This is a genomic window from Sphingopyxis sp. TUF1, assembly GCF_036687315.1.
Classification (GTDB): Bacteria; Pseudomonadota; Alphaproteobacteria; order Sphingomonadales; family Sphingomonadaceae; genus Sphingopyxis; species Sphingopyxis kveilinensis.
Genome location: NZ_CP144683.1, coordinates 304,766 through 329,614, shown reverse-complemented (window position 1 = coordinate 329,614; position 24,849 = coordinate 304,766). Strand labels below are relative to the sequence as shown.

General features: G+C 62.4%; 23 protein-coding genes. 14 read left to right on the top strand and 9 right to left on the bottom strand.

What is annotated here, in order from left to right:
• Window positions 1-164 precede the first annotated feature (164 nt).
• From VSX77_RS01595 to VSX77_RS01575, 5 genes are all read left to right on the top strand, one after another.
• Window positions 165-938 carry a GntR family transcriptional regulator gene (locus VSX77_RS01595; protein WP_338425927.1) on the top strand — a complete coding sequence of 258 codons (774 nt, stop codon included), beginning with the start codon at window positions 165-167 and terminating at the stop codon, window positions 936-938.
• Window positions 939-1,024: 86 nt separating this feature from the next.
• Window positions 1,025-1,987 (top strand): hydroxymethylglutaryl-CoA lyase, encoded by a 963-nt coding sequence (locus VSX77_RS01590; RefSeq protein ID WP_338425926.1) that lies wholly within the window; start codon window positions 1,025-1,027, stop codon window positions 1,985-1,987.
• Window positions 1,984-2,676, top strand: a complete 693-nt coding sequence (locus VSX77_RS01585) for an isochorismatase family protein (protein ID WP_338425925.1) — start codon at window positions 1,984-1,986, stop codon at window positions 2,674-2,676. Before VSX77_RS01590 ends, VSX77_RS01585 begins: the two co-directional genes overlap by 4 nt.
• Window positions 2,669-3,544 (top strand): polysaccharide deacetylase family protein, encoded by an 876-nt coding sequence (locus tag VSX77_RS01580; protein WP_338425924.1) that lies wholly within the window; start codon window positions 2,669-2,671, stop codon window positions 3,542-3,544. Before VSX77_RS01585 ends, VSX77_RS01580 begins: the two co-directional genes overlap by 8 nt.
• A complete protein-coding gene (locus tag VSX77_RS01575) occupies window positions 3,541-4,458 on the top strand; it encodes a polysaccharide deacetylase family protein (RefSeq protein ID WP_338425923.1) in 918 nt (305 codons plus the stop codon). The genes VSX77_RS01580 and VSX77_RS01575 overlap by 4 nt, the downstream gene beginning before the upstream one ends.
• Before the next feature lie 241 nt (window positions 4,459-4,699).
• Here the strand turns inward: VSX77_RS01575 and VSX77_RS01570 are convergent, their stop codons facing one another.
• The 4 genes from VSX77_RS01570 to VSX77_RS01555 form a co-directional block, all read right to left on the bottom strand.
• Window positions 4,700-5,155 (bottom strand): PRC-barrel domain-containing protein, encoded by a 456-nt coding sequence (locus VSX77_RS01570; protein WP_338425922.1) that lies wholly within the window; start codon window positions 5,153-5,155, stop codon window positions 4,700-4,702.
• Window positions 5,156-5,184: 29 nt separating this feature from the next.
• A complete protein-coding gene (locus VSX77_RS01565; protein WP_422397300.1) occupies window positions 5,185-7,344 on the bottom strand; it encodes an AsmA family protein in 2,160 nt (719 codons plus the stop codon).
• A 129-nt stretch (window positions 7,345-7,473) separates the two neighbouring features.
• Window positions 7,474-9,579 carry a catalase gene (locus tag VSX77_RS01560; protein ID WP_422397299.1) on the bottom strand — a complete coding sequence of 702 codons (2,106 nt, stop codon included), beginning with the start codon at window positions 9,577-9,579 and terminating at the stop codon, window positions 7,474-7,476.
• 372 nt (window positions 9,580-9,951) lie between these two features.
• Window positions 9,952-10,509 (bottom strand): hypothetical protein, encoded by a 558-nt coding sequence (locus VSX77_RS01555; protein WP_338425919.1) that lies wholly within the window; start codon window positions 10,507-10,509, stop codon window positions 9,952-9,954.
• Window positions 10,510-10,564: 55 nt separating this feature from the next.
• On the opposite strand from VSX77_RS01555, the gene VSX77_RS01550 reads away from it, so the two are divergent.
• Window positions 10,565-11,431: a Crp/Fnr family transcriptional regulator gene (locus VSX77_RS01550; protein ID WP_338425918.1), complete on the top strand. Its 867-nt coding sequence runs from the start codon at window positions 10,565-10,567 to the stop codon at window positions 11,429-11,431.
• A gap of 30 nt (window positions 11,432-11,461) precedes the next feature.
• Here the strand turns inward: VSX77_RS01550 and VSX77_RS01545 are convergent, their stop codons facing one another.
• Complete coding sequence (locus tag VSX77_RS01545; protein WP_338425917.1) at window positions 11,462-14,068, bottom strand: GAF domain-containing hybrid sensor histidine kinase/response regulator; 2,607 nt, start codon at window positions 14,066-14,068, stop codon at window positions 11,462-11,464.
• Window positions 14,069-14,244: 176 nt separating this feature from the next.
• Between VSX77_RS01545 and VSX77_RS01540 the strand changes: the two genes are divergently transcribed.
• A complete protein-coding gene (locus tag VSX77_RS01540; protein WP_338425916.1) occupies window positions 14,245-14,967 on the top strand; it encodes a DUF72 domain-containing protein in 723 nt (240 codons plus the stop codon).
• Window positions 14,968-15,002: 35 nt separating this feature from the next.
• Window positions 15,003-15,251 carry a KTSC domain-containing protein gene (locus VSX77_RS01535; protein WP_338425915.1) on the top strand — a complete coding sequence of 83 codons (249 nt, stop codon included), beginning with the start codon at window positions 15,003-15,005 and terminating at the stop codon, window positions 15,249-15,251.
• On the opposite strand, the gene VSX77_RS01530 is transcribed toward VSX77_RS01535, so the two are convergent.
• Together VSX77_RS01530 and VSX77_RS01525 are read right to left on the bottom strand one after the other, a co-directional pair.
• A complete protein-coding gene (locus VSX77_RS01530; protein WP_338425914.1) occupies window positions 15,235-16,116 on the bottom strand; it encodes an NAD(P)H-hydrate dehydratase in 882 nt (293 codons plus the stop codon). The two genes, VSX77_RS01535 and VSX77_RS01530, sit on opposite strands and share 17 nt — an antisense overlap.
• Window positions 16,109-16,870: a histidine phosphatase family protein gene (locus VSX77_RS01525; protein WP_338425913.1), complete on the bottom strand. Its 762-nt coding sequence runs from the start codon at window positions 16,868-16,870 to the stop codon at window positions 16,109-16,111. The genes VSX77_RS01530 and VSX77_RS01525 overlap by 8 nt, the downstream gene beginning before the upstream one ends.
• Window positions 16,871-17,185: 315 nt before the next feature.
• Here VSX77_RS01525 and VSX77_RS01520 point away from each other — a divergent pair, with 315 nt between their 5' ends.
• The 5 genes from VSX77_RS01520 (at window position 17,186) to VSX77_RS01500 (ending at window position 21,568) form a co-directional block, all read left to right on the top strand.
• The gene (locus VSX77_RS01520; protein ID WP_338425912.1) at window positions 17,186-17,908 is read left to right on the top strand and encodes a Crp/Fnr family transcriptional regulator; all 723 of its coding nucleotides are present in this window, start codon (window positions 17,186-17,188) and stop codon (window positions 17,906-17,908) included.
• A 259-nt stretch (window positions 17,909-18,167) separates the two neighbouring features.
• On the top strand, window positions 18,168-18,422 hold the full coding sequence (locus tag VSX77_RS01515) for a hypothetical protein (RefSeq protein WP_338425911.1): 255 nt from the start codon (window positions 18,168-18,170) through the stop codon (window positions 18,420-18,422).
• Window positions 18,423-18,533: 111 nt separating this feature from the next.
• Window positions 18,534-19,841: a glycoside hydrolase family 130 protein gene (locus VSX77_RS01510; protein ID WP_338425910.1), complete on the top strand. Its 1,308-nt coding sequence runs from the start codon at window positions 18,534-18,536 to the stop codon at window positions 19,839-19,841.
• A gap of 145 nt (window positions 19,842-19,986) precedes the next feature.
• A complete protein-coding gene (locus VSX77_RS01505; protein ID WP_338425909.1) occupies window positions 19,987-20,481 on the top strand; it encodes a hemerythrin domain-containing protein in 495 nt (164 codons plus the stop codon).
• Window positions 20,482-20,632: 151 nt separating this feature from the next.
• Window positions 20,633-21,568, top strand: a complete 936-nt coding sequence (locus VSX77_RS01500; protein WP_338425908.1) for an NAD(P)/FAD-dependent oxidoreductase — start codon at window positions 20,633-20,635, stop codon at window positions 21,566-21,568.
• Window positions 21,569-21,737: 169 nt separating this feature from the next.
• Here VSX77_RS01500 and VSX77_RS01495 read toward each other — a convergent pair whose 3' ends face one another.
• Entirely contained in the window at window positions 21,738-24,086 is a 2,349-nt protein-coding gene (locus tag VSX77_RS01495) for a glycosyltransferase family 4 protein (protein WP_338425907.1), read from the bottom strand.
• A 216-nt stretch (window positions 24,087-24,302) separates the two neighbouring features.
• Here VSX77_RS01495 and VSX77_RS01490 point away from each other — a divergent pair, with 216 nt between their 5' ends.
• Window positions 24,303-24,476, top strand: a complete 174-nt coding sequence (locus VSX77_RS01490; RefSeq protein ID WP_338425906.1) for a hypothetical protein — start codon at window positions 24,303-24,305, stop codon at window positions 24,474-24,476.
• A gap of 25 nt (window positions 24,477-24,501) precedes the next feature.
• Here VSX77_RS01490 and VSX77_RS01485 read toward each other — a convergent pair whose 3' ends face one another.
• Window positions 24,502-24,783 (bottom strand): hypothetical protein, encoded by a 282-nt coding sequence (locus VSX77_RS01485; protein WP_338425905.1) that lies wholly within the window; start codon window positions 24,781-24,783, stop codon window positions 24,502-24,504.
• Window positions 24,784-24,849: the final 66 nt, after the last annotated feature.

Below are 24,849 nucleotides of genomic sequence, written 5' to 3'. Positions count from 1 at the left end.
CGGGGCGGCAAGTTATTTGTTATAGATTTATAACTTTATAGCATATTTCGTGTTTGCCTTGGCAAACGGCTTTCCACGTGCCGAACTGCTAAGTTATAGGGACGGCGGTAATGCCCGGCGGGCGCCCGGCGATATATGTGCCTTAATCGCGCGAAAGGGATTGGATGATCAGCGGCAACAGGGAATTATCCAGCGTCGATCGCAAGACCGCGGTTCCCCTTTATCATCAGATTTTCGTGCAGCTCCGCGACGAAATAGTTTCGGGCAGCCGCCCGCACGGCTCGCTTGTTCCAACCGAACAGGAATTATCGGACAGCTTCGGCGTATCGCGGATCACCGCGCGCCGCGCGCTGGACGAACTGGCACTGCAGCATTTCGTCGAACGCAAGCGCCGCGTCGGCACGCGCGTCATTTACGACCTCCCGGTGCGGCCGATCGAGGCGGACATCGGCAAGGCCGTTGATTCGCTCGTCACCTTTGGTCGTAAGACCCGGGTGACCGTGCTCGAACTGACGCGGGAGGAGGTGCAGGATCCCGTCGCTTCGCTGCTCGGCGTCGCACCGGGAACGCGTGTCCTGCGTGCGGTGCGCCTGCGCTGGCTCGATGGCGAGCCGCTGGGGTTGACGATTGCCCATGTGCCCGAACCGCTCGGCCTCACGATTACCGAAAAGAGCCTGAAGCAAACTCCGATACTCAATCTCGTTCAGCAATCGGGGCGCGAATTTGGGGATGCGGCGCAGACGATCGCGGCAGTTTCCGCCGACCCGGCGATGGCGGCCGCGCTCAAGATCGACTCAATGGCGCCGTTGCTGCGGATCACGCGCGCGTTTCGCGACAAGGATGGCGAGCCGATGCTGCTGACCCAGGCCTTTTATCGCGCGGATCGGTACCAGATGCGCTTCGACCTGCAATCGAGCACGCTCCACGCCGAAGTCTGAACCGCAAAAAATCGGCGGGGAACTCTTGCCATTTCATCTGCTTCAGTTATTTGTTATATAGATAGTACAAATATGGAGCGTCATCAGTGGCCGATCCGATGGGCGATATCGACATATTGGTGAGCGAGGTCGGTCCGCGCGACGGACTCCAGAGCATTGCCACCATAATGCCGCTGGACGCGAAAAAGGCGTGGATCGACGCAGAGGCTGCCGCTGGCGTCCGCGAGATCGAGGTTGGCAGCTTCGTCCCCGCCAAGCTGCTCCCGCAGCTTGCCGATACCGCCGAACTGGTTGCCCATGCCCGCACCATTCCCGGCCTGACGGTCGCCGTATTGGTGCCCAACGCCAAGGGCGCCGAAGCGGCGATCCGGGCCGGTGCGCACAAGATCACCCTCCCGCTTTCCGTCTCCGAAACGCACAGTTTCGCCAACCTCCGCCGCTCGCACGAGCAGGTTATCGACGAAGCGATCGCCATCGCCAAGTTGATCCGCGCGCTGCCGGCCGCCGATCGACCACATTTTGAAGGAAGCCTGTCGACGGCGTTCGGCTGCACGCTGGAGGGGCCGATTCCCGACGCCCAGATTGCCCGGCTCGCCGCGACGCTGATGGATGCAGGCTGCGACGAGGTCGGGCTGTCGGACACAACGGGCTATGCCGATCCGCGCGCGGTGAAGCATCTCATCCGGCTAGTACGCAGCGTCGTCGGCGACGATGCGCTGACCGGCATCCATCTGCACAACACGCGCGGCCTGGGGCTCGCCAATGCGCTCGCGGCGCTCGAATGCGGACTGACCACGCTCGATGCGTCGCTGGGCGGCCTCGGCGGATGCCCGTTCGCGCCCGGCGCGAGCGGCAACATTGTGACCGAGGATCTGGTATTCATGCTCGAGGCGATGGGTCTGCGCACCGGCATCGACATCGACCGGCTGCTCTCGGTGCGCGAGATTGTCACCGCGGCGCTGCCGGACGAGGAAATATACGGCTTCCTTCCGGATGCGAAACTGCCGCTGGGCTTCAAACCGGCCCATAGCCTGGAGACTGTCGGATGAGCGAGATCGTCGGAACGCGGATGGTCAGCGACGGCAAGACCGCGCGACAAATCTTCGAAGAGGTGATGGCCAATCCCGCCCGCGCCAAGTTCGGCTTCGGCAGCAAGCTCGCTATCGTCAACGTCGATCTCCAGAATGCCTATACGCGGATCGATCGCTACAAGACCGCTTACGAAACCGATCCGCGCCAGATCGAACATATCAATATGATTTCGGCTCTGGCGCGCGCCAAGGGAATGCCGGTAATCTGGACCCATGTTGCCTATGCCGAGGACGCCAGCGACGCCGGCGTATGGGGCACGCGCACCAACACGCCCGACAGCCTGCAGAACATCAAATATGACAGCGACCGCCACGCCTTCGACGAACGCTGCGACATCGCCCCCGGCGACGCGATTTACACCAAGCGGATGCCTTCGCCATTCTTTGAGACCCCCCTCCAGAGTCTCTTGGTGTGGCATAAGGTTGACACGCTCGTCATCACCGGCGGCTCCACCTCTGGCTGCGTCCGCGCCGCCGCGGTGGACAGCCTTAGCCGTGGTTATCGCACGATCGTGCCGATCGAGACCTGCGCCGATAAGCATGAAAGCTATCATTTCGCCAACCTGACCGACCTCCAGCTGAAATATGCCGATGTCGAACCGGTGCAGACCGTGATCGACTGGCTCGAGGCGCAGCCCGATGCGTGAGGGCGAGAAGGATCCGGGCCTCTATGATTTCCGCCCTTATCGCGGGCGCCCGAAGCTGGCCTGGCCCGATGGCAAGCAGGTTGCGGTCTGGGTCTCGCCCAATATCGAATTCTACGAGCTCGACCCGCCCGCCAATCCGCACCGCAAGAGCTGGCCCAGGCCGCACCCGGACGTCGTCGGCTACAGCCACCGCGATTACGGAAACCGCGTCGGCCATTGGCGGCTGGCGGAGGCAATGTCGCGGCACGGCTTTCCGGGGTCGGTCAGCCTGTCGGTGGCGATGTGCCAGCACCTGCCGGAGGTGGTGGCCGACGCCGCTGCGCGCGGCTGGGAATTTTTCAGCCACGGCATCTACAACACCCGCTACAGCTACGGGATGGACGAGGCGCAAGAACGCGCGCTGATCGAGGATTCGATCCGCACCGTGCGCGAGGCGACCGGCCAGACGATCAAGGGCTGGCTCGCCCCCGCGCTGACCCACACGCCGCGCACGCTGGACCTGATCGCCGAATATGGCCTCTCCTATACCTGCGACCTCTATCACGATGACCAGCCGGGCGAGGTGCATGTGAAATCGGGGCGCTTGATCTCGATGCCCTACAGCCTGGAGGTCAACGATCACTACGGCTTCTTCGTCTACAACATGTCGCCGCGCGACTATGCCGACACGCTGATCCGCCAATATCAGCGGCTTGCCGACGAAGGCGGCACGGTGATGTGCATCCCGCTCCACGCCTACCTGATCGGGCAACCGCATCGCATCGGCCCGTTCGAGGAAGTTTTGAAGCACATCGCCGCCGACGGTCGCGCCTGGATTACGCGGAGCGGCGACATCGCCGATCATTATATGCAGCAGGTGACGGCATGAGCCTCGACCCCGCCTATCTTGAATATCCGCTGCGCAGGCGCGGCATGGATCACGGCCACTATCCCTATTCCAACCTGTTCGAACGACCGCCGATTGCCTGGCCGTCGAGCAAGGCGGTCGCGGTGGCGATCGTCGTCAATCTCGAATGGTTTCCAATCCTGCCCGCAGACAAGCCGTTTCGCGCGCCGGGCCATATGGTCACACCCTATCCCGATTATCGCCACTATACCGCGCGCGAATATGGCACGCGGGTCGGCTTCTACCGGATGCTCGATGCGTTCGCGAAGGTGGGTGCGCGGGTATCGGTCGCGACCAATGGCGCGATCGCCGAACGCTATCCGCAGATCATCGCCGATATTCTCTCTGGGGGTCACGAGATCGTCGCCCATTCGACCGACATGAACGGCACGATCGCTTCCGGGCTGCCCGAGGACGAGGAACGCGCGCTGATCGCCGCCGCGCTCGACGCGTTGGAACAGGTCTCGGGGACGCGGCCGCGCGGGTGGATGTCGATTGCACGCTCGCAATCGTTCAACACCCCGCGCCTGCTCGCCGAGGCGGGGTTGGCCTATATGGCCGATTGGGTGAACGACGAATTGCCTTATCGCTTCCAAACCGACGCAGGCGTCATCGTCAACGTACCGGTCAACCACGAGCTTTCGGACAGACAGATCATAACCGTGCAGCAGCAGTCCGCCGATTCTTATATCGAGCAGATGATGGACGCATTCACGCTGCTCCAAGGCGAAGCGTCGGCGTTTAGCTCCGGTCGCATGTTGCCGTTGAACCTGGCGCCCTATGTGATGGGCCTGCCGTATCGGATCGGTGCGCTGGAGCGATTGCTAAGTTGGCTCGCCGGTCAGCATGACGCAGCTTTCCATAGCCTTGGCGAGATCGCGGACGCGCTGCGCTAAAGCATAGCGGCAAGGCGGCGGATTTCCTCGCTGCCATCGGTTACCACTTATGAAGAGGTCTAGGGCCGCTGCGCCCAAATAAGTAAGCCCCGCTGCATCTCTGCAGCGGGGCTTCCCTAGATCGCATCCGAAGATGCCGATCAAATTCTGCCATTCTTTCGATTGGACAGATTCATGAAACACGCGGGATCGGATTTTGTTCCATTGATTGCAGCCCATCGTTGGAAAAATTTTGTCGCCTTCATGGCGCCGCCAGTTTGACCTCGGGAAGCGCCTCGAGGTCCGACTTGGTCATGCTCGTCTGAAGATCGGTGTCGTCGCCGCGCACCACTTTTTTGAGGCCGGTTATCGGAACATGGACATAGCGGTCCGGTCCGATTCCGTCGAGTTCGACGAGCAGGCGATCAACCTTGTCGTCCGCATCGCGCAGAACCTGCGCCACATCGCCGAGCTCTTTGCCCTGCGCATCGACGATGTCGGCATCGAGCAGCTGCGCTTCGGTGAGGCCGAGCGCTGCGGGAACGGGGCCTGCGACCGTCGCACTGGTTTCGGCGGCGCGTTCCATCTTGTCTTCAGCCTTCTCGCTTGCGTCGGAACAGGCGGAAACCAACAGGGCTGCCGACGTGAGCAGAAAGATCGTGCGCATAGTCTGTCCTTTCAGGAGGATGAGGTTCATCAACGCCAGACGATCGGACAAGTTGCCTCCACCTAGCACGAGGCGGCGGTTCAGAAGATCCCGAGGAATTTCTTCCGCTGCTTTTTCTGGCCCTCGGTGCTTTGCTTGCCGTCCTCCGACTTGGCGGTCGTACCGTTGCCGACGTCGTCGCGCGGTTTGCCCTTGGTCGTGCGCTGTGCCGCGGCAGTCGCCCCGGCGAGTACCGGTCCGCATTGCGCGGCTTTCGCGTCGCCGGGATCGATGAACGGGATAATCGCGGCAACCGGACTCGCAAATACGCCAAGGCCAAGGCCCGCGCCCGCGCGTCCGACAAGCTCGTCGCTGATCGGATCAATCTTCGGCGATGCGAAATAGCCGCCGACGCCCACCGGCGACTGGCCAGAGAAGAGGCTGAATGTCTTGCCGTCGGCGCGGACCGCCATGTCGATCGCCTCGCTGCGGAACGAGAAGCCGCCGCGCCCGAGCATGACATTCTTCTTGGTATCGATGAGGATCGGGTCGGCTGCCGCAATACCGCCGCGGACGGTGAAAGCGATGAGTCCGCAATTGATCTCGACCGGCTTCTTCAATTTGTCCTGAAACATCTTCTGCACGAAGGTGCCGATATCGAGTTCGGCCAGTTGGATGTTGCGTGTCCAGAAGGTGCCCTGCGGCAGGACGAAGGCGATCCGGCCGTTCGAGGTCGCAAGGCTTTCGCGCACGCTCTCGCCGAATCCCACCATTTGGATACGGCCGCTGACCGTACCGGTCGTCCCCGACTTCTCGGTCCCGAAGCGTGCCAGCAACGTGCCGAGCTTGGTCGGCGACAAGCGAATGTCATATTCGGTGCGAACGATGGCGGGGCGGCTGTCAATCGAGATATCGCTTTTGACGGTGCCGCCGGCGACAGCAAAGTTGAAGGGCTTGAGCTCCATCAGCCCCTTCTCGAGTGCGAGCGTCAGATCGACGTTGCTGATCGGGAAACTCTCGGCGCGCACCCTGGCGACGCGGTAACGCACATCGGCATCGAAGCGCTTGATTGCCTCGACGCGGAGCGGCGCGTCGGGAAGGATCCGCGGCCGTCCGCTTTCGCTCGTGACCGTGCCCGACGTTCCCATCTTGTCGAGGCGTTGGGGATCGTATCCGACGAACGGCCCCGCATCGATGATGTTGAGCGAATTCGTTTTGAGATCGGCTTCAAGGTAAAGGCGCCCGCCCTGCTGGCTCACCGCGAGCGAGCCGGCAAGGTCGCTGTCGCCGAACAGCCCCTTGAGTCCGGTGAGCTTCCAGACCTGGTCTTCGTAGGTCAGCCCTGAGGAGAGGCGATAGGCACGGGTGTCGGGGATGGCGACACCGAGGAAGTCGAAGAGGCGCGACAGATTGGCGCCGCGCGCCTTTAGCTGAAGGTCGGCGCCTTCGATGTCGGTGGGGCCGGGCAGCGTCCCCGAAATGTCGAGCGTGTTGCCAAGGCCGACGGCGTGCAGCGTCAGCGCATTCTTGCCGCCGGCAATCGTCTCGTTGGGCGAGGTGAGGCCGCCCGACAGCGTGAACCGCTGGCCGCGCATCGTCCCGCCGCCTGCGAAACGGATCGCATCTTCGATCGTAGTGTTGCGTGATTTCACCGTGTCGAAGTCGATATCGGCGAACAGCTTGAGGCGAGGGTCGCGGTAGGACAGGCCACTGTTCATGATCGCGGCGCGGCGGATAACGGGAAGCTCGAGCGGCTGCGGCGGGCGGTCGGGATCGCCGAAGGTCCAGCTGTTGCGTTTGTTGTTCGTATCCCATTCAAGCGCGACCTTTGCGCCGTCGAGATGGGCGAACCGGACAATGCGCTTGCCGAAAATCAGCGGGAAGGTAGCGATCCGCGTATCGATCTTCTTCGCGACGAAAAACTGTCTCTCCTTCGCCCATCGCGGATTCGCAATGCGAAGATCCTCGGCAAGGAATTTTATGTTGAAGGGTGCAAAATAAAGTTGGAAGTCGCCGCCGACATCGATCTGGCGTTCAAGCTGTGAGGTCGTGATCCTCTCGAATGGCCCTTTGAGGAAGCGGCCCTTGGTGATGAAGAGAATCAGCCATATCGTGAACAGCGTCAGCAGGATGATGGCGATCGTGCGAACCACGATCCGGACGGGACGCGGCCGTTTCCGAAGCCATTCCGGTGTCCATGCTGCGCGCCCCCAGCGACCGGGTAGAAAAACCCGTCGCGGGGAAACGGCCGCTTCGGCCATCGGACCTGTGCGCATATCCATCAACTGATAATCCACCGCTCCGCGCAATGTTCCGGCTGGTGACTGACCGAAAATATTGAGACGGTTAAACTTTGGTTCCTCCGTCTCTAATAAATGCTTGAAAGAAGGTTATTTTGGCCTCCGCCCTGTCCGCGGCTTTGCGTCGAGGTCAAGGGCCAGCTCGCGCGGCCAGTGCCGCAATGCACGGCACGCTTCGATGAACGATCCGGCATCGCCTGCCTTTGCAATGGGGATGCAGGCATCGTCGAGATCCCCGGCTATCCCCGCCGCCTCGAAGATCGCCTCGGCCGCGGAATTATAGGCGATGAATTTGCAATGTGCGAAAGCATCGGTCGCGAAATCATTCGCCGCGGGGTCGGCCGCCAGCTCGGCAGCTCCTTCTTCAGAAACAAGGATCGCGACCGCGTCGAACAGAACGGAAGGACCGCCGTCGATCTTGTGGCGACCCGCAACCTTGGTCCCGTCGGTGAGCGTCACCCCGCCAATCTTCGGTGAAACCACCTCATAAACGGCCCCCTCCTTGTGCACGGCTTTGACGAGCGCGTTGAACAGCGCTGCGTCGGCGCCGTCGCTCATCAATATGCCAAGTTTGCGGCCTTTGAAATTCCCGGGGCCATTCTTGACGATGCTAAGCGCTTCCGAGGGCGGCAGATCGGCGATCGGATCGCGCGCGGCGGGCGCGGCTTCGGGCAGGGCGAGACCGAGACCATCGGCAACCGTCGCCGCGAGGGTCTCGTCGATGTTCCGAAGATGCGATACGGTTCGGGACCGAATATCGGGGCGCTCGACCTTCGATAGTTCGAAGACGAGCGCGTCGGCGATATGCTTTTGCTCGATCGGCGTCTGGCTGACGAAAAACTGGCGCGCCTGGCTGTAATGATCGGCAAAACTCTCGGATCGCACGCGCCTTTTGGGGCCCTCGGCGGTCTCGGCGAAGCTCGTAAAACCGCGGGCGGGATCCTCGCGCGGTCCGCCTTCGCTCGGGCCCCAGCTGTTCGGCTCGTAATTTGCGCGGCCGACGGGGTTGCGCATCGCCATATGTCCGTCCTGCTGGAAATGCGCCATCGGGCATTTCGGCGCATTGATCGGAATATGGGTGAAGTTAGGACCGCCAAGCCTTTTGATCTGGGTGTCGAGATAGGAGAAATTCCGCCCCTGCAGCAGCGGGTCATTCGAAAAATCGATCCCCGGCGGAACATTTTGGGTGCAAAAGGCAACCTGTTCGGTTTCCGCGAAGAAGTTGTCGACGACACGGTCGAGTACCAGCCTCCCGATGATGCGCACCGGGACGAGCTCTTCGGGTATGAGCTTCGTCGCATCGAGCACGTCGAAATCGAACCCATCGGCGAATTCATCATCGAAAATCTGGACGCCGAGCTCCCACTCCGGAAAATCGCCGCCGTTGATCGCGTCCCACAGGTCGCGGCGGTGGAAATCGGGATCGGCGCCATTGATCTTGACCGCTTCGTTCCACACCACCGACTGCAACCCTTGCTTTGGCTTCCAGTGGAATTTGACGAAGACCGATTTGCCCTCGGAATTGACGAGACGAAATGTGTGAACGCCAAAGCCCTCCATCGTCCGGTAGGAGCGCGGAATGGCCCGGTCGGACATCGCCCACATGATCATGTGGAAACTTTCGGGCATCAGGCTGATAAAATCCCAGAAATTGTCGTGCGCCGAGGCCGCCTGCGGGAAGGCACGATCGGGCTCGGGCTTCACCGAGTGGACGAGATCGGGAAATTTCATCGCATCCTGGATGAAGAAGACCGGGATATTGTTTCCGACGAGATCCCAGTTCCCTTCTTTCGTATAAAGTTTGACCGCGAAGCCGCGCACATCGCGCGCAAGGTCGAAACTGCCCTTTGATCCGGCGACGGTCGAGAAGCGAACAAATGCCGGCGTCCGCTCGCCGACCCGCTGGAAGATGTCGGCACGGCTATATTCGGCGAGACTGTCGGTCAGCTCGAAATAGCCGTGCGCGCCATAACCGCGCGCATGGACCACCCGCTCGGGAATGCGCTCGTGATCGAAATGGAAGATTTTTTCGCGAAAGTGGAAATCCTCGAGCAAGGTCGGACCACGCGCGCCTTGTTTTAGGCTGTTCTGGTCATCCGATACGGGAATGCCCTGCTGAGTCGTGAGCGTCTCGGCGCCGGCTTGAACGGCCTGGTGTGTTTCGCCGCCATCGCCCTGGGGCTCGCCGAAGGACATGCTGACAGGTGCATCGCCCGGGATGGAGGGCGCCTTGGCCGGGCTTTCGCCGGACATATCTGCGCCGGCCATTTCTGCGGGGTTAAGCGGCTTGGCGCGCTTGGCGGTCGATTTTGCAGTTTTCGAAGGAGCAGTTCGAGCCATTTTATCTCACCGGCAAGAGGATGCCGCGGCGCGCGCGAGAGGCGAGCGCCGCGGCGAGGGGGCATAAGGTCAACCGGCGAAAAGTCGTGAAGTTGCGGAATTTTCCGCAATCCTAACCTGCGTTAGGACGATTATGATCGCGCCGCACAACCACTGCTATTCGACCGGACACATGTCGGTCTAACGCGGCGGCCGATGATCGGAGGTGCGGCGCGCTCGCTCCTGCGCTTATCGCGATGCGGTTTCGAATGGCTCGAGCGCGCTGCCGCGCCTGGCGAAAAGCCGAAGCTGTCCGTGCTGCGCCGGCTCGCCGGCCTGCGGCGCGATATGCCAGCGATCGTCAGGGAGCCCGCGTTCGTTCAGGAAGGTGGCGAGCGCGCGCGCACGCTTATCCGCGAGGCCGCTCGTCCCCGCCTCTCGGTTCGCATCTTCATTTAGTCCGATGATGGCGATCCGCGCGTCGGGCGTCGCCCGCAAGATTGTCGCGAGCGTCGCGGCATCTCCAAGCCCTTCCGCCGTCATTCGGTTACTGCCCCGAACAAACATTTTGTCGCCGACCGCAAATCCCGCTTCCCCGTTCTTCGCGTCTGCAATCCATTCCGCCATCGCGCGATCTTGCGTGCCCGGACGCGCAACCATCGTCCCACCGTCGGAGAGGACGACGATATCGCGGCTGTCGCCCACGGGCGCGGCAAGCGCCTGCGGCTCCTTCGTGCACGATTGGAGGATCAACGTCGCGGTTGCTATCGCGAGGAGGGACGTCAGCAGCAAGAGAATTCGGGGCATCGGCAATCCTGACTAATGCCTCCCCCGCAGACCAAACGCGCAGGATGCGTCACCGTTGCTCAGCTTGATGGCCCGGTCGCATCGAAACGGAACAATAGGCGGCCGACGCTGTTATTCCAACGCGTTGGCCTTGGAGAATCGTATGAGCAGTGCCTCTGACACCGGATGGATGGACTATCACGCCCGCAAGATGAACCTGGGTCCGCTCAGCATCTTCGTGCGCAAGCTGCTCATTCGCACCCGGCTGTCGACGCACGATCAGACGGCGCTTGCCGAACTTGCGCACAAGATTCGCCGCGTCGAGGCGGATACCCGAATTTTGCACGAGGGCGACCGGGCCGATGTGTGTCCGGTGCTCCTCGACGGTTTCGTTTATCGCTACAAGGTCGCGGCCAATGGAGGCCGCCAGATCGTCGCGCTCAAAGTGCCCGGCGATGCACTTGATTTCCAGTCGGTCTATCTCCACCGCGCCGATCACGATATCCGGGCGCTGACCCCTGCCACGCTGGCACTCATTCCCCTCCGCCAAATTGAGTCTTTGGCCATCGCGCGTCCTGCCGTCGCGCGCGCGATCCTGGTCGACACCATACTCGAAGGGTCGATCGCGCGCGAATGGTTGCTCAACATCGGTCGGCGTAATGCCGAGGCCCGGCTCGCACACCTGTTGTGCGAGCTTTTTTACCGTCTGGGGGAGATCGGGCCGCCCGTCGCCCAGTTCACCGTGCCGCTGACGCAGGAGCAGCTTGCCGATCTTCTCGGGCTGACGCCGGTCCATATCAACCGGATGCTGAAGCTCCTCGAGACGAAGGGGGCGATCGGACGCAGCGGCCGCAAGCTTTGGATTAGCGACCTTGCCCGGCTGCGGGATATCTCGCACTATTCGGACATATATCTGCATCGCAACGAGGATGATGGCGCGTAGTAGCTCCATTTTGCGCCTTCGGTCGGCGCATCAGCCCCCCGCCGCCGCGACCGCGCGCTGAAGGTCCTGCTGTCCGAACGGCTTGCCAAGCCGCTGCACCGCAGGGCCGGCCTCGCCCGGCGTCTCGCCATAGCCGGTTGCGAGGATGATGGGCAGTGCGGGGCGTTCGGCGCGCATCGCGGCGATCAATTGGCTGCCGGTCATGCCCGGCATCGCCTGGTCGGTGATGACCAGGTCGACATCCGGATTGTCGGCAAGACGTTTCAGGGCCTCCTCGCCCGATCCGGCTTCGATGACGTCATGGCCCAGGTCTTCGAGCAGCGCCGCGGTGTTCATCAGGATGATTGCATCGTCATCGACGATCAGGATGCGGCGTCGCCGCGCCAGATCGGCCGGCGCGGCATCTGCCTCGGCCGCAGCAACGGTGGAGGCGGCGGCGCTGACCGGCAACCATATATGCGCCCGCGTTCCCTCGCCAGGCGCGCTTTCGAGCTGAAGCGCTCCGCCGAGTTGGCGCGTGAAGCCATGAACCATCGACAGGCCAAGGCCGGTTCCCTTACCCACGCCTTTCGTCGTGAAAAAGGGATCGGCCGCACGGCCGAGCGTTTCCGCGTCCATTCCGCTGCCCCGATCGGTGACCGACAACCGTACATAGGAACCGGGCTGCAGTTCGGGACCCTCGCCCGGCGCGATGTTATGGGCTTCGGCCTCGATCATGATCGTCCCGCCGCCGGGCATCGCATCGCGGGCGTTGACCGCGAGATTGAGCAGCGCCATTTCGAGTTGGTGGATATCGGCTGCGACCGCAGGAAGGTCGGGTGGAAAGCGTGTCGCGATATTGAAGCTTGGCCCAAGCGAGCGCTGGATCAGATCCATGACGCCGGAAACCAGCGGTTCGATTGCGACATGTTCGGTCGTCAGTTCCTGCCGGCGCGCGAAGGCCAGCATGCGCTGCGTGAGCGCTGCACCCCTTTCCGCGGCCTTCAGGCTGTTGTCGAGCAGCCGCTGCGCCTGCGGATCGGCGCCGGTGCGCTTGCGCAGCAGTTCGAGGCTGCCGTGAATTGCCGCGAGCAGGTTGTTGAAGTCGTGCGCAACGCCGCCGGTCAGCTGGCCGATCGCTTCCATCTTTTGCGACTGAAACAGCGCTTCGCGCGCGATTTCAAGTTCCTGCAGCGCTTCGTCGCGTTCGGTAACGTCGCGCGTAATCTTCGCAAAGCCGATGGGGTTGCCGGCGTCGTCATGGATGGCGTCGATCACCACGCTTGCACGAAAGCGCGTGCCATCCTTGCGAACGCGCCAGCCCTCGGCGGCGAAGCGTCCCTCCCGCCGCGCCGTTTCAAGCGCCCGCTGCGGCTCGCCCGCCGCGCGATCCTGTTCCTCGTAAAAGGAGGAGAAATGATGGCCGATAATCTCGTCGGGGGTATAACCCTTGATACGCTCGGCGCCGGCGTTCCAGCTGGTGACGCGGCCGACGTCGTCGAGCATGTAGATCGCATAATCGGTCACACCCTGGACGAGCAGGCGGAACTGGGTCTGGCTGCGTTCGAGCGCTGCCGAGCGTTCTTCGACGCGATGCTCGAGCGTTTCATTGAGCTCGCGTAGCCGCTCGGCCGTCGCGCGAAGTTCGGCGTCGATGCCGACGCGTTCGATGTGCGCCCAACTCCGGTCGGTGACTTCACGGATCGTCGCCAGTTCCTCGCTTGTCCAGCGGTGCGGCTCGCGATGGTGGATCGCCATCAGCGCGGTGAGGCGGCCGTCCTTGACAAGCGGCATGCAAATGGTCGCCGCAATCCCCATCGCCCGGAAGGTCGCCGCGGCCCCCGCCGGGATTTCGGTGCGGTTGTCGTTGATCACGAGCGGCCGCCCGGCGCGCAAATTGGTCACGGCAAGCTCGCCGAAGTCCGAGAGCCGATAATGGCCGACGATCGATTGCGAGCCCGGCACGAACCAGTCGCCCCGAATGGTGAAGCCGTCCTGATCGGCGTCCATTCCGGCATAGGCACAGATTGAAACGCCCAATTCTTCGCCGACCATGCGCGTGGTGACGCGAAGAATTTCGTCGGCGTCGGGACTGGCGGCTGTCGCGCGGCCGAGCTCGTCAAGGAACCGCAGGCGCGCCTCGCTCGCGCGCAGCGCGTTGGTTGCCTTGACCGCCTCCGTCGTCTCGATGACGATCGCGAGCACGCCCGCGGGGACGCCATGATCGTCATAGACGGGCGAATAATCGAGGTCGAGCCACACATCCTCGAAGCGGCCGGTTCGATTGAGCCGAAGGACATGATTCTTGTACGCCAGCGTCCCGCCGGCGAGGCCGACCTTCATCACATTGTCGTTGAAATCGGCGACCTCCGGCCAGCCAAGGCGCACCGGCGATCCGAGCAGGCGAGGGTGGTTGTGCGCGGCGAAGGCGGAATAGCCGTCATTGTAGAGCATCGTCCCTTCCTCGCCCCACAAAAGGACGAGAGGGACAGGGGAATGAATCATGAAAGCGACGATAGCGCGCAGGCTTTGTGGCCAATCGACAATCGCGCCGATCGGCGTCGCGGACCAGTTATGGTCGGCAATCAGGCGGCCCATCTCGCCGCCGTTCTCGAGGAATGCGGTATCGCTCGCAGTCTTTCGTATTACGCGCAGCATCCAGCCCCCTCGGTTCGAACCGAATCAAAACGTCACTGGCGTAATCGGGTTCCGCAAGACAGCACTATGCCCTGTCGTTCGTCAGCCTTTAACCAACATGGATCAGCTTTTTACTGCCGCTAAAGGTAATGAGGGGGCGCATGGCACCGACGCCATGCCTCAAGCGTTTATGGCCCATGCGGATCAGGATCGGAACGGCGGGATGGAGCATTGCCTCCCGCTACGCGGGTGATTTCCCGCACGATGGCATGGGGATCGAACGCTATGCGGCGCGCCTTTCCTGTGCCGAGGTCAATTCTTCCTTTTATCGTTCGCACCGGCCATCGACATGGGCTCGCTGGGCCGAACTCGTGCCGGCCGATTTCCGTTTTTCTGTCAAGATTCCCCGTTCGATCACGCATGAACGCAGGCTTCGGGACTGCCGCGAACCGATCGCCAGGCTCATCGACGAAACCGCTGGCCTTGGCGAAAAACTGGCCGTGTTTCTCGTTCAGCTGCCGCCGACGCTTGTCTACGACGCCGATACGGCGGAGTCCTTTTTCGATGCGCTTGGCGCTGCGACGCCCGCGAGCATCGCCTGCGAGCCCAGACATCGGAGCTGGTTCGAACCGGCGGCCGACAAACTGCTCGCTCGCAAGAAGATTGCCCGCGTTGCGGCCGATCCATCCCCTGTTTCCGCGGCCGGCCTTCCCGGGGGATGGCAGGGGCTGGAATACTGGCGCCTGCACGGCTCGCCGCAGATATATCGCTCGCGCTACAGCGCCGAAGCGCTCGATCGATATGCCGCGCATCTCGCAAGTGGCCCGGCCGACGCGAGCTGGTGCATCTTCGACAATACGGCGTCGTCTGCGGCGCTCGGCAATGCGCTCGACCTCGAAGATCGGCTAGCGAAACGATAGCGGGAACTTCGCGCTGCGAGCTGCGCTTGCCGGACATGCGCATTTGCCGTTTCGAAAATTCGTCGACGATCGACCGCGCCGGCTTCGACGAAGAGGCCAGGCTTCTTTGCCTTCGCTTCGTCGATAGCGGCTGTTATTTCTATTTCGACGTGCCGCTAAGCCTGTTCGAGGGGCTGTGCGCGGCGGACTCCGCCGGACAGTTTTTCAATGCGCATATCAAAGGTCGTTTTCGCTTTGAGCGCGATCCCGACCAGCGCCGCTTCGGACCTAAACGCCGCGCATGAGGCCCGGCACGAGCGGCGACAGCTCGCGCGCGAGATAGCCGATCGGTCCCATCGCCTCGCCCAGCCGGCGACCTGCTTCGCCGTGCAGCCAGATGCCCCAGGCGGCGGCCTGGAGCGGCGGCAAACCCTGGGCGCCGAGCGAGGCGATCAGCCCCGCGAGGATGTCGCCCGAACCGCTTACTGCGAGACCGAGCCCGCCGCCCGCGTAGCTCAGGCAGATGCCGTCCGCCATCAGGTGACTCGTCGCGCCCTTGACCATGACGGTGCAGTCGAAGCGTTCGGTCGCGGTCGCGAGTGCAGATAGGGGGTCGCCGGACACCTCGTCGCGCTCGATACCCAGCAGTGCGGCCAGCTCACCTTCATGCGGTGTGAGCACGACATGGTCGCGCCGCGCCCGGATGGCGCCGACATGGTCGGCCGCCGCGCGAAGCGCAAAAGCGTCGAGCAGCAGGAACATGTCCTCGGGCATTTTGGAAAGCAGGACGTCGAGGATTTTCCGGACGATCGCCTCGTCGATCATCGCCGGACCGAACACGATGGCATCATGGTTGGCCATCTCGTCCAGAATGAGGTCGGCGCTTTCGGGTGAAATCTCACCGCCGGGCGTTTCGGGGAGCGCAAGCACGGCGCACGCCGGGAAGGCGATCCCGACCGGGATCGCGGCCGACGCAATCGTCGCGATCGTCACCTTGCCGGCGCCGGCGCGGAACGCGGCTTCGGCGGTCAGCAGCATCCCGCCGGGAACGCGCCGGCAGCCGCCGATCACCAGCACGCGGCCGCGGCCATTCTTGTCGACTTTGTCATGATGATCGGGAAGCGGGTTCGCCTTGAGCCAGGCGGTGTCGAGCGAGACCGGCTCAGCCACGCGCGGCCACCATCGCATCGGGCTCGCGGGTAACCGGGACGTCATCTTTCATCGGCGCAGTGACATTGTAACGCGCAAGGACGAGGCTGCCGTCGCGGCCCGCGTCGGGATCGAATCGATATTCGGTGATCGCGCAATTGGCGACATCGCCTTCTCGATCGATCGCCAATATCTCCGCTTCGCCGAGATTCTCGATGATCGTGCGCAGGCACAGCACGACGACCTGATGGGCGATGATCATGACGCGGCGGCCCCCATAATGGAGCGACACCGTGTCGAGGAGCGAGCGGAGGCGGAGGATCACGTCGCACCAGCTCTCGCCCCCCGGCGGGCGGTGATAGAATTTGCCGAGCAGCTTGCGGAACTCGGCCTGCTCGGGATGCGAAGCCTCGATGCCAAAGCGGGTCAGGCCATCGAGGATGCCGAATTCCTTCTCGCGCAGGCGCTCGTCGATGCAGATCCGCTCCGCCGGATCGCAGCCGCCGGCCGCGCGGAAGAGTTCGGCGGTCTGCACCGCGCGAATATAGGGTGAGGCGAGCAGAACTTCGGGGCGGCCGTCTTCCTGTCCTTCGGCAAACCATTCGCCAAGCGCATGCGCCTGTTCCTTGCCAAGGTCGGAAAGCGGGACGTCGACGTCGCGGTGGTCGAGCGCGATGCGATGATCGCCGGCCGCATCAGCAGCGTCGCGCGCGACATTGCCGGCGCTTTGTCCGTGGCGGACGATCCACAGCGTCGAGGGCCAGCGCGGGGTCATAGTCCGCCAACGCAATAATCGGGCAACGGGTTGCGTCGGAGAAGCAATCGGACGGCTTTCGGACCGGTCAACCGATGCGACGCTCGACATCCGCTGCACGATTAACATGGATTATGGAGGCCAGCCGCGGCTTCATCTTAGATGGCTGGAACAGGGGGTGCCGGCTGTCGCGCTTTACCCGGTGCGAGAAGGCTTCGGAATGAAACTCGTCAAGGAAGCGCTGCCCTGTCGGCTGGGTGAAGATGAGCGGGCCGCGGAAGCCTATCGTCAATTGGCGGCCGTCGTTGTCGATACCATCGCGCAAGAACCGCTGGCATGATCAAGCGTCTCCCCCCGGCGGGCGCGGAGCCTGCGTTGCGGCGTCTTGCGTCGCTCGGTCCGCTCGACACCTGGTCGTTCGACGCGATCGAGGCGGCGCTCGCGAAGCGCCAGAGGGTTCGCCGACGGAGGGATATCCTCGCTGAGGGCAAGCCGGTGGCAGGCGCCCGGCTCATCGTGAGCGGATGGGCTGCGCGCGTGCGCATCTTCGCCGATGGTCGCCGTCAGTTTCTGAGCTTTCTGCTGCCCGGCGACCTGATCGGTCTTTGTCGCCAACCGGAACCGCTCGCCGTATCGACCGTGACCACGCTGACCGAGATCGAAATCTGCCCCGCTCCCCAAAGCGCCGCGCTCGAAACCATCTATGCGACCAGCGCCGCGCTCGATGAGGCTTATCTTCTGGAACATATCACCCGCCTTGGACGGATGAGCGCGCTCGAACGCATCTACAGCCTCTTTCTCGAATTTCACGAACGCCTTTCGCGCAACGGACTGGCGACCGAGACGGGGTTCGAAATGCCACTCACCCAGGAAATGATCGGCGACGCGCTTGGCCTCACCGCCGTCCATGTCAATCGGATGCTGCAGGACGCGCGGCGCGCCGACATTCTGGAACTCAACGCCGGGCGCGTGAGGCTGTTCAACCCGGCGGCGCTGGCCGAACAAATCGGCCGCGAGCCGGTACGTGTTACCTCATGCCTTCCGGTAAATGGCCGATAACGGATAATCGCGGAGCTTGCTCAGAATGATGCGCATTAATTCAGCGCATCGCGGCGAATTTCTCGCATTTCTGCGGACTCTCTCACTTAGGTTAGTGCTTTTCGCGAAAAAGCCTCTATATTGGCCCATGAGGCTGTGGTCCCCCTGATTGGCTTTTCGTGGTTCCGGCATTATCCGCAGCCCCTCCGTTGTTACGGCCAGCCGATCATCAACATGCCGAGAGCCAGGTAGCGCTGCTCCCGACAGGAGGAGTGGCGTCATGCGCCGTTTTTACATCATCACGCAGAATGACTCGGGCGATCCGCGCCGCATAGATTTTCATGCCGAAAGTCCCGATCACGCATTTCAGATCGCGCGGAACGAGGAAGAGGGCATCCATATAGAGCTCTGGCAGGACGAGACGTTACTCGCTCGAATGACGAAGTCCGGAGCAAATATCTGGAAACTTCTGCCTACGGTCCGCGCTGGCGACGGCGACATTGCACACCGTCATACGTCCGCTGCATCTGCGTGAAATAGCGGGCCCTGCCGCATTCTTCTGTCTCCCCGTTCGGTTTCGACTTGCTTATCCGCTCGCTGCAAAACATTCTGGGCAGGGGGATCAGACAGGATATAACAGTCGCCCATGCTCATTTGCCGACCCGATCAAACGCCGCTCCGCATCCTTCATGAAAAGCTGACGGCGGATCCGTCGCGTGTTGTGCTGCGGCCGTTCCACCTCGCATGGCAATCGAATGTTTCCGAACCTTCGCGATCGGGGCAACTCGTCCATGATATCTTGCGGCTCGATGACGATCAGGCCGAACTCGAGCTCGACCTCGTCTGGAAGGACTTCTCGGAGCGGCACTGGCAAATCGGACGAATCTTCGATGAACGCTTCGCCGAGATCGCCGAGGATTTGAAGCTGGACGAGAACAGCGTTTCGCCGGTCAAGCGTCGGCTGATCGGTGCCTATTTCTGTCATGAATATAGCTACGCCGCGGCGGCTCTCATGAATCCGAGCATTGTCCTGCACCCGGACCAGAGCGGCCTTGACCGCGAGCAGTTCCGTTTCGTCATGTCGATGCGCGCGGTCGGCGAGGGGCATATCAGCTCGATCGCCTTTCGCGAGGGGATCGTCGGTTCGGACGGCGAGTTCCGACTATGGCCGCAGTCGGGGCCTGCAATGGCGGCGGTGATCGACGATCGGCACCACATCGAACCCGACGGCGCGGTGACCGTCCATCGCCAGCCCGACAGTCCCATCTCCAACAGCGTGCTGTTCCCGGTCACCGAAGCACAGCGCAACGGCCTTGAGGATTTGCGGTTGGTGCGGTTCGCGCATGACGACGGCAGCGTCGAATATCTGGGAACCTACACAGCCTATTCGGGTCGGGCGATCCGCTCCGAACTGCTTCGCACGAACGATTTTTCTGCCTTTTGCCTCGAACCCCTCTCGGGCCGCGCCGCGCGCAACAAGGGGATGGCGCTTTTTCCCCGCAAGATCGACGGCCGCTTCCTGATGGTCGGGCGGCAGGATGGCAAGAATATCACCCTGCTCGCCTCGGAAAGCCTGACCAACTGGGATGACGAAGGTCAGCCCCTGCTCAGTCCCGCCTTCCCATGGGAATTTGTTCAGATGGGCAATTGCGGCAGCCCGATCGAATGCGACGAGGGCTGGATATTGCTTACGCACGGCGTGGGGGCGATGCGCAAATATAGTCTCGGCGCGGCTCTGCTCGACAAGGACGATCCGTCGAAAATTCTGGGCCGGACCGCCTGTCCAATCCTCTCGGCTGCCGAGAGCGATCGGGAGGGCTATGTCCCGAATGTGGTCTATACCTGCGGCGCGCTCGCGATCGGGAACGAGCTTTTCATTCCCTACGGCATATCCGACAGCGCCATCGGCTTTGCGACAACGACCGTGCCCGATCTGCTCCAGTCGATGGTGTAGGCATCGCTCTGCGGGAGCGTCCATTGGCCATACTGCTCTAGGTTAAGAAGGGGCGCCATACCGCAGGCTCTGGCGGGGGTTTTGCGCAACTAAGGCACGTCGCGGCACGTTTAGGAGGACATTATCCCTTTCGACGGAGAGCATCATGCAGAACGATACCGACGCCACTCATATCCTCGCTGCCGACCACCGCGCGGTCGAAGCACTGTTCGAAGAGTTCGAAAAGGCCCGCGGTGTCGACCGCAAGGCGAAGATCGCCGAGACGATCTGCACCGAGCTCAAGATCCACGCACAGATCGAGGAGGAAGTCTTCTATCCGGCGCTCAAGGGCAAGATCGACGACGACCTTCTGAAGGAAGCCTATGTCGAGCATGACGGTGCCAAGGTGCTGATCAACGATATCCTCGCCTCCGGACCCGATGACGAATATTTCGAGGCCAAGGTCACGGTCCTGTCCGAAGAGATAAAGCATCATGTGAAGGAAGAGGAAAAGCAGCACGACAATATGTTCCAGCAGGCGCGCGCCGCCGATATTGATCTGGATGCGCTCGGTGAACGGATGCTCGCGCGCAAGAAGGAACTGAAGCAGCAGGCCGAGACCAGCGGACTACCGCCCGCGGAGCTTGTTACGATGCAATGACCGCCGACGGGACCAACCGGCGGCTGGTCGCACTGGGCAGGCGAAGCGCCGACAGCGCTGGACATACGGATCTGGGCTCGCATGTGGAGCGCGGATATGTTGCCTTTTCGGCCGATCCTGTAGCTGCGCTGAAGAGGCAGCCGGGCGACTGATGGCGCCGCGGCCAGTCGATATATTGGTGGTGGGCGCCGGTCCGGCAGGGCTCACCGCCGCCATGTATCTGGCGCGATTCAAGCGTCGCGTCCGCGTCGTCCATGACGGCCGATCACGCGCTTTATGGGTTCCGCGGACGCGCAATGTCCCGGGATTTCCAGATGGCATTGTCGGGAAGGATCTGGTCGCGCGAATGACCGATCACGCGCAGCGTTATGGCGCGGCCATCGACATCGGCCGCGTGGTGTCGCTTTGCGGGGAGGGGGACTTCTACCGCGCGACGCTTGAAGATGGCGCAACCGTCGATGCGCGCGGCGTCATATTGGCAACGGGGGTCGAGACACGGCTGGCCGAACTCGACGAAGGCGATCATATGGCGGCGGTGCGCGACGGTGTGCTGCGCTATTGCCCGATCTGTGACGGCTTCGAGCATCGCGATGAACGGATCGCCGTTCTCGGGTCGGACTTGCACGGCGCCGCCGAAGCAATGTTCCTGCGACAATTTTCCCGGCACGTCACGTTGATCCCGAAGTGGCAGGTGTCGCTCACCGACAAACAGCGCGCGGAGCTCGCCGACAGTGACATTGTCGTTGTCGAAGGTCGGATCGATCGTCTCGCCGCCGGCGCCAGGGAGATTTTCGTTCACTTGCGCGGCGAGCCGCATCCACGCCATTTCGACATATTATATCCGGCCTTCGGCTCGGTCCCGCGCAGCGAGCTCGCGGCGGCGCTGGGCGCCGCGGCCGACGAGCACGGCTGCCTGCCGTTCGGCGCCTTCTCGGACGGCCTGCTCCCCGGCCTCTATGCCGCCGGCGACGTCGTCGCCGGGCTCGACCAGATCAGCGTCGCCATCGGACAGGGCGCAATGGCCGCCACGCGGCTTCACAACTGGCTTCGCGACATCGACGGGCACGTCATGGCGGACCAGCGCTGAGACCGACCTCACCCGGCCGCTCGAAACGAGATCTATTTGCGCGATGTCGTGTTCACGATGGGTATGGAGGAGTCGGGCGAAGCCGACCTGGCTTGCCGCATCACCCATATTCCAAAGGCGCATTTCGGTCTCTGATCGGGTCGGTAAAATGCAATGACGGCGAGCCGCCTCAATCAGCATAGACGGGAAGCTGGACCAATTTTGTGAGGGTGGCATGGTCCGGCGCCGATTCATGCCAAAAAATATCGGCCATCGTGCGATAAGCGAGATGGAAGGCAAGGATCGATTCTGCGCCGCTGTTGAGGTTGACGCCTCGCGGCGTAAGACCGTCGAAGCAGCGCCCGGACTTTATGTCGCCTAAAGGCAGGCCGCGATCATTTTGTCCGAGGAACCAGGCGAAGGCCGTCTCCGCATGCTTGCGCCAAATGGCTTGGCCGGTAAGCGTGAAAGCCGTCCCGCAGGCCGCAACGGTGGCCCACGCTTCGAGGGGCTGCTGATCGAAGGGCAGCGCTTCGCCCTCGCGGGTGAAGCTTTGCGATCCTACGGAACGGAAATATCCCATCGCCGATGTCTGGAAGGTCGCGAGCCAGTCGAGCGCGGCGAGGCCGGCCTCTTCGTGCGGAAGCGAAGGAAGCCGTCGTCCGGCGCGGACGAGCGCCTCCGCCAAGCGGGCGTTATCATAGGCCAGACCGGGCTCGAACCAGTCCCACCCGGGGCGGCGAGCCGCTTTCCATAGCGCGCACAGGAAGGCGCCGCCGCGCTCGATTAATTTACGGGCGCCGGGATGGGATGGCTCGCTCTCCAGCCGCTCGTCGGCTCCGAGGATGGCAAAGGCAATCGCGCGCGGACTCTTGAATCCAGCCGCTATTTCCGCGGTGCGGTCGAACATCATGGCGGCCCATTGCCGCATTTCGGCGGCGGCTGCGTGGGTCGATGCGTGACCAAGCGCCCACAGGGTGCGCCCATTGCTGTCCTCGGAGCCCGCATCTTCCAGCCAGCGTCGGTCATATCCCATGAAATTGCGAAATGTTTTGGCGTCCGCATTCCAGCCATGCTGTACGAAGCTGGCGAAAGCGCGGGCGCGAGCTGCAGCTTCCTCCTGCGCTCGCGGCGGCAGGCTGTGCACGAGCATGAGCGCGCGGGCATTGTCGTCGATGCAATAGCCGTGCGACCGGTCGGGGACCATGTGAACGGCGTGCTGCAGCATGCCAACATCGTCGCACATCGCCCAGACACCCGCGAGGGCGGGCCCGCGATAAGCGCGGGATGGAACAATCGCGGACGCTGCCGCGACCTCGTCGATCATCGATGCGAACTGGCGGGCAATGACATTCCACGCCGTCCGTCGACCGCGTGCATAGGCACGCTTCTGGACGCTGCGACGTTCTTCGGGAACACCCAGCAAGAGGAGGACGGCCTCACTAATCGCCTCGCTTTGCGCACCGGGCAATAAGATGCCAACGTCGTCGGCAAGCAGCTCGCGCGCATGAACGAACGGCGTGGATACGACGGCCCGGCCGAGCGCGACAGCATAAGCCAGGGTGCCCGATGTGATCTGCTGAAGATTGGGATAGGGCGCGAGATAGATGTCGCAAAGCTCGATCTGGTCGAGCAGCTCCTCATTGTCGAGAAAGCGATTTTCCCAGGCTATATTGTCCGCGACGCCGAGGCTTTCGGCAAGACTTTCGAGGCTGTTACGATAGGCTTCGCCTTCGGCGGCGACGAGGTTGGGGTGGGTGGCGCCGACGATTCGGTACAGGATGTCGGGATATTGATCGATAATCGCGGGCAACGCCCGAATGGCTGTTTCAAGCCCTTTGCCAGGCCCGATGAGCCCGAAGGTCGAAAGAATGGGCCGGTGCGCAAGCTCCATTTCCTGACGAAGGGAACTGATTTCCTTGAAAGGTCGGTCGGGGGTGCCGTGCTCGATCAGGGCGATTTGATCGGGCGCGGCTTTGTAAACGTCGATCAAGGTGGTGCGTCCAAAGTCGCTCATGACCACAAGCTTGCTGGCGCGTGCGACCAAGCGATCCATTACCTCCCGTTGGGCGGGGCTGGGCTCGGCGAGGACGGTGTGCAACGTAACAATAAGCGGGGCGGCAACCCGATCGACCAACTCGAGGATCATATCGCCGGCCGCGCCGCCGAAAATACCGAACTCGTGCTGCAGCCATACGGCATCTGCACCGCTGACATTGATCGCCTCCGCCGCGTCCCGATAGCTCGCGATATCACACTCTTCGATCGCTTGCTTCGCGTCCTTGTCGAGCCGCTGACCGGGCTGGTTATGCATCGCGTAGACGTCGATCTGCAGGTGGGGTGCATGAGCGGAGAGATGGTCAAAGACGTCGGCAGTAAAGGTAGCAATCCCGCACTGGCGCGGCCGGAAGCATCCGATCAGCGCAATACGTCGAGGAAGGGCGCCCTTTGACTGATGGTCTTTTTCATCTTCGGCAAATGATCCAATCGCATCATCGAAATGGCCGGTGAAGAAATGCTCCTCGCGATCGAATTTCATTGCATGTCCTCATTTCGTTCGGTGACGCAGAAGCAGTCTGCCTCGCGCACTCTTGCGCGAAGCTTCGGCCGCTCTCCCGGATGTCATGGTTATCGATTGGCCAAACGCCGCGCGGTTGCACTGGTTGCAGCGCGGCGGGCGCTAGGTTGCGAATTTTCCGACGTGTTTAACTTAAGTTGGAACTGACGGCGCGGGTGTGGACTGCCAAGCTCCGGCATGAAGACCAATCTGGCAAATCACCTTTCCCTCGCAGAGAAGAATAGCCGAGCGGCCGTTGCATTCTTGTTCGGCGATCTCGAGAGCAATGCTCGCGCTTGCCGCGTCGAATTCGACGCGTTTCGGCAGGCCGACGCCATCTTCCTCGAACCGCAGGCTGTAACAGCTGCGTAGTAAGGGCCCAGTCATTGGCGAGCCCTCAATATGTCGCCGGGGGATCGCTTGCCGGAAAGGACTCGTCAGAGGCCTGATCGACGCTCTCCCACGGCCTTTTCAAATCGTCCCGCATCGCATCGGGGCCGGCGGAGCGTGTCTGGTCGAAATTTTCGGCGTGGGTTTCGCCATCGGCGAAGGCCGCACTGTGATCGTCGCTCTTTGCATCCTGAGGTGCTGTCTTGCGCGTAATCCAGAAAAGCGCGCCCAGCGTCGCGATTCCAACGAGCTTCCCGAACCCCGAACGTTTTGCCGTTGCGCCTGTCATATTTGCCATCCTTCGCCGTTGCTCGGGAGACCGACGCTGCTGCGATCCGGAAGTTGCATCGATGTC

Excerpts from the sequence above, each read along its gene's own strand:
- VSX77_RS01595 (WP_338425927.1), top strand. The coding sequence starts at position 165 with ATGATCAGCGGCAACAGGGAATTATCCAGCGTCGATCGCAAGACCGCG.
- VSX77_RS01585 (WP_338425925.1), top strand. The coding sequence starts at position 1,984 with ATGAGCGAGATCGTCGGAACGCGGATGGTCAGCGACGGCAAGACCGCG.
- VSX77_RS01580 (WP_338425924.1), top strand. The coding sequence starts at position 2,669 with ATGCGTGAGGGCGAGAAGGATCCGGGCCTCTATGATTTCCGCCCTTAT.
- VSX77_RS01575 (WP_338425923.1), top strand. The coding sequence starts at position 3,541 with ATGAGCCTCGACCCCGCCTATCTTGAATATCCGCTGCGCAGGCGCGGC.
- VSX77_RS01565 (WP_422397300.1), bottom strand. The coding sequence starts at position 7,344 with ATGGCCGAAGCGGCCGTTTCCCCGCGACGGGTTTTTCTACCCGGTCGC.
- VSX77_RS01560 (WP_422397299.1), bottom strand. The coding sequence starts at position 9,579 with ATGTCCTTCGGCGAGCCCCAGGGCGATGGCGGCGAAACACACCAGGCC.
- VSX77_RS01555 (WP_338425919.1), bottom strand. The coding sequence starts at position 10,509 with ATGCCCCGAATTCTCTTGCTGCTGACGTCCCTCCTCGCGATAGCAACC.
- VSX77_RS01545 (WP_338425917.1), bottom strand. The coding sequence starts at position 14,068 with ATGCTGCGCGTAATACGAAAGACTGCGAGCGATACCGCATTCCTCGAG.
- VSX77_RS01540 (WP_338425916.1), top strand. The coding sequence starts at position 14,245 with ATGCGGATCAGGATCGGAACGGCGGGATGGAGCATTGCCTCCCGCTAC.
- VSX77_RS01535 (WP_338425915.1), top strand. The coding sequence starts at position 15,003 with ATGCGCATTTGCCGTTTCGAAAATTCGTCGACGATCGACCGCGCCGGC.
- VSX77_RS01525 (WP_338425913.1), bottom strand. The coding sequence starts at position 16,870 with ATGACCCCGCGCTGGCCCTCGACGCTGTGGATCGTCCGCCACGGACAA.
- VSX77_RS01520 (WP_338425912.1), top strand. The coding sequence starts at position 17,186 with ATGATCAAGCGTCTCCCCCCGGCGGGCGCGGAGCCTGCGTTGCGGCGT.
- VSX77_RS01515 (WP_338425911.1), top strand. The coding sequence starts at position 18,168 with ATGCGCCGTTTTTACATCATCACGCAGAATGACTCGGGCGATCCGCGC.
- VSX77_RS01510 (WP_338425910.1), top strand. The coding sequence starts at position 18,534 with ATGCTCATTTGCCGACCCGATCAAACGCCGCTCCGCATCCTTCATGAA.
- VSX77_RS01505 (WP_338425909.1), top strand. The coding sequence starts at position 19,987 with ATGCAGAACGATACCGACGCCACTCATATCCTCGCTGCCGACCACCGC.
- VSX77_RS01500 (WP_338425908.1), top strand. The coding sequence starts at position 20,633 with ATGGCGCCGCGGCCAGTCGATATATTGGTGGTGGGCGCCGGTCCGGCA.
- VSX77_RS01495 (WP_338425907.1), bottom strand. The coding sequence starts at position 24,086 with ATGAAATTCGATCGCGAGGAGCATTTCTTCACCGGCCATTTCGATGAT.
- VSX77_RS01490 (WP_338425906.1), top strand. The coding sequence starts at position 24,303 with ATGAAGACCAATCTGGCAAATCACCTTTCCCTCGCAGAGAAGAATAGC.
- VSX77_RS01485 (WP_338425905.1), bottom strand. The coding sequence starts at position 24,783 with ATGACAGGCGCAACGGCAAAACGTTCGGGGTTCGGGAAGCTCGTTGGA.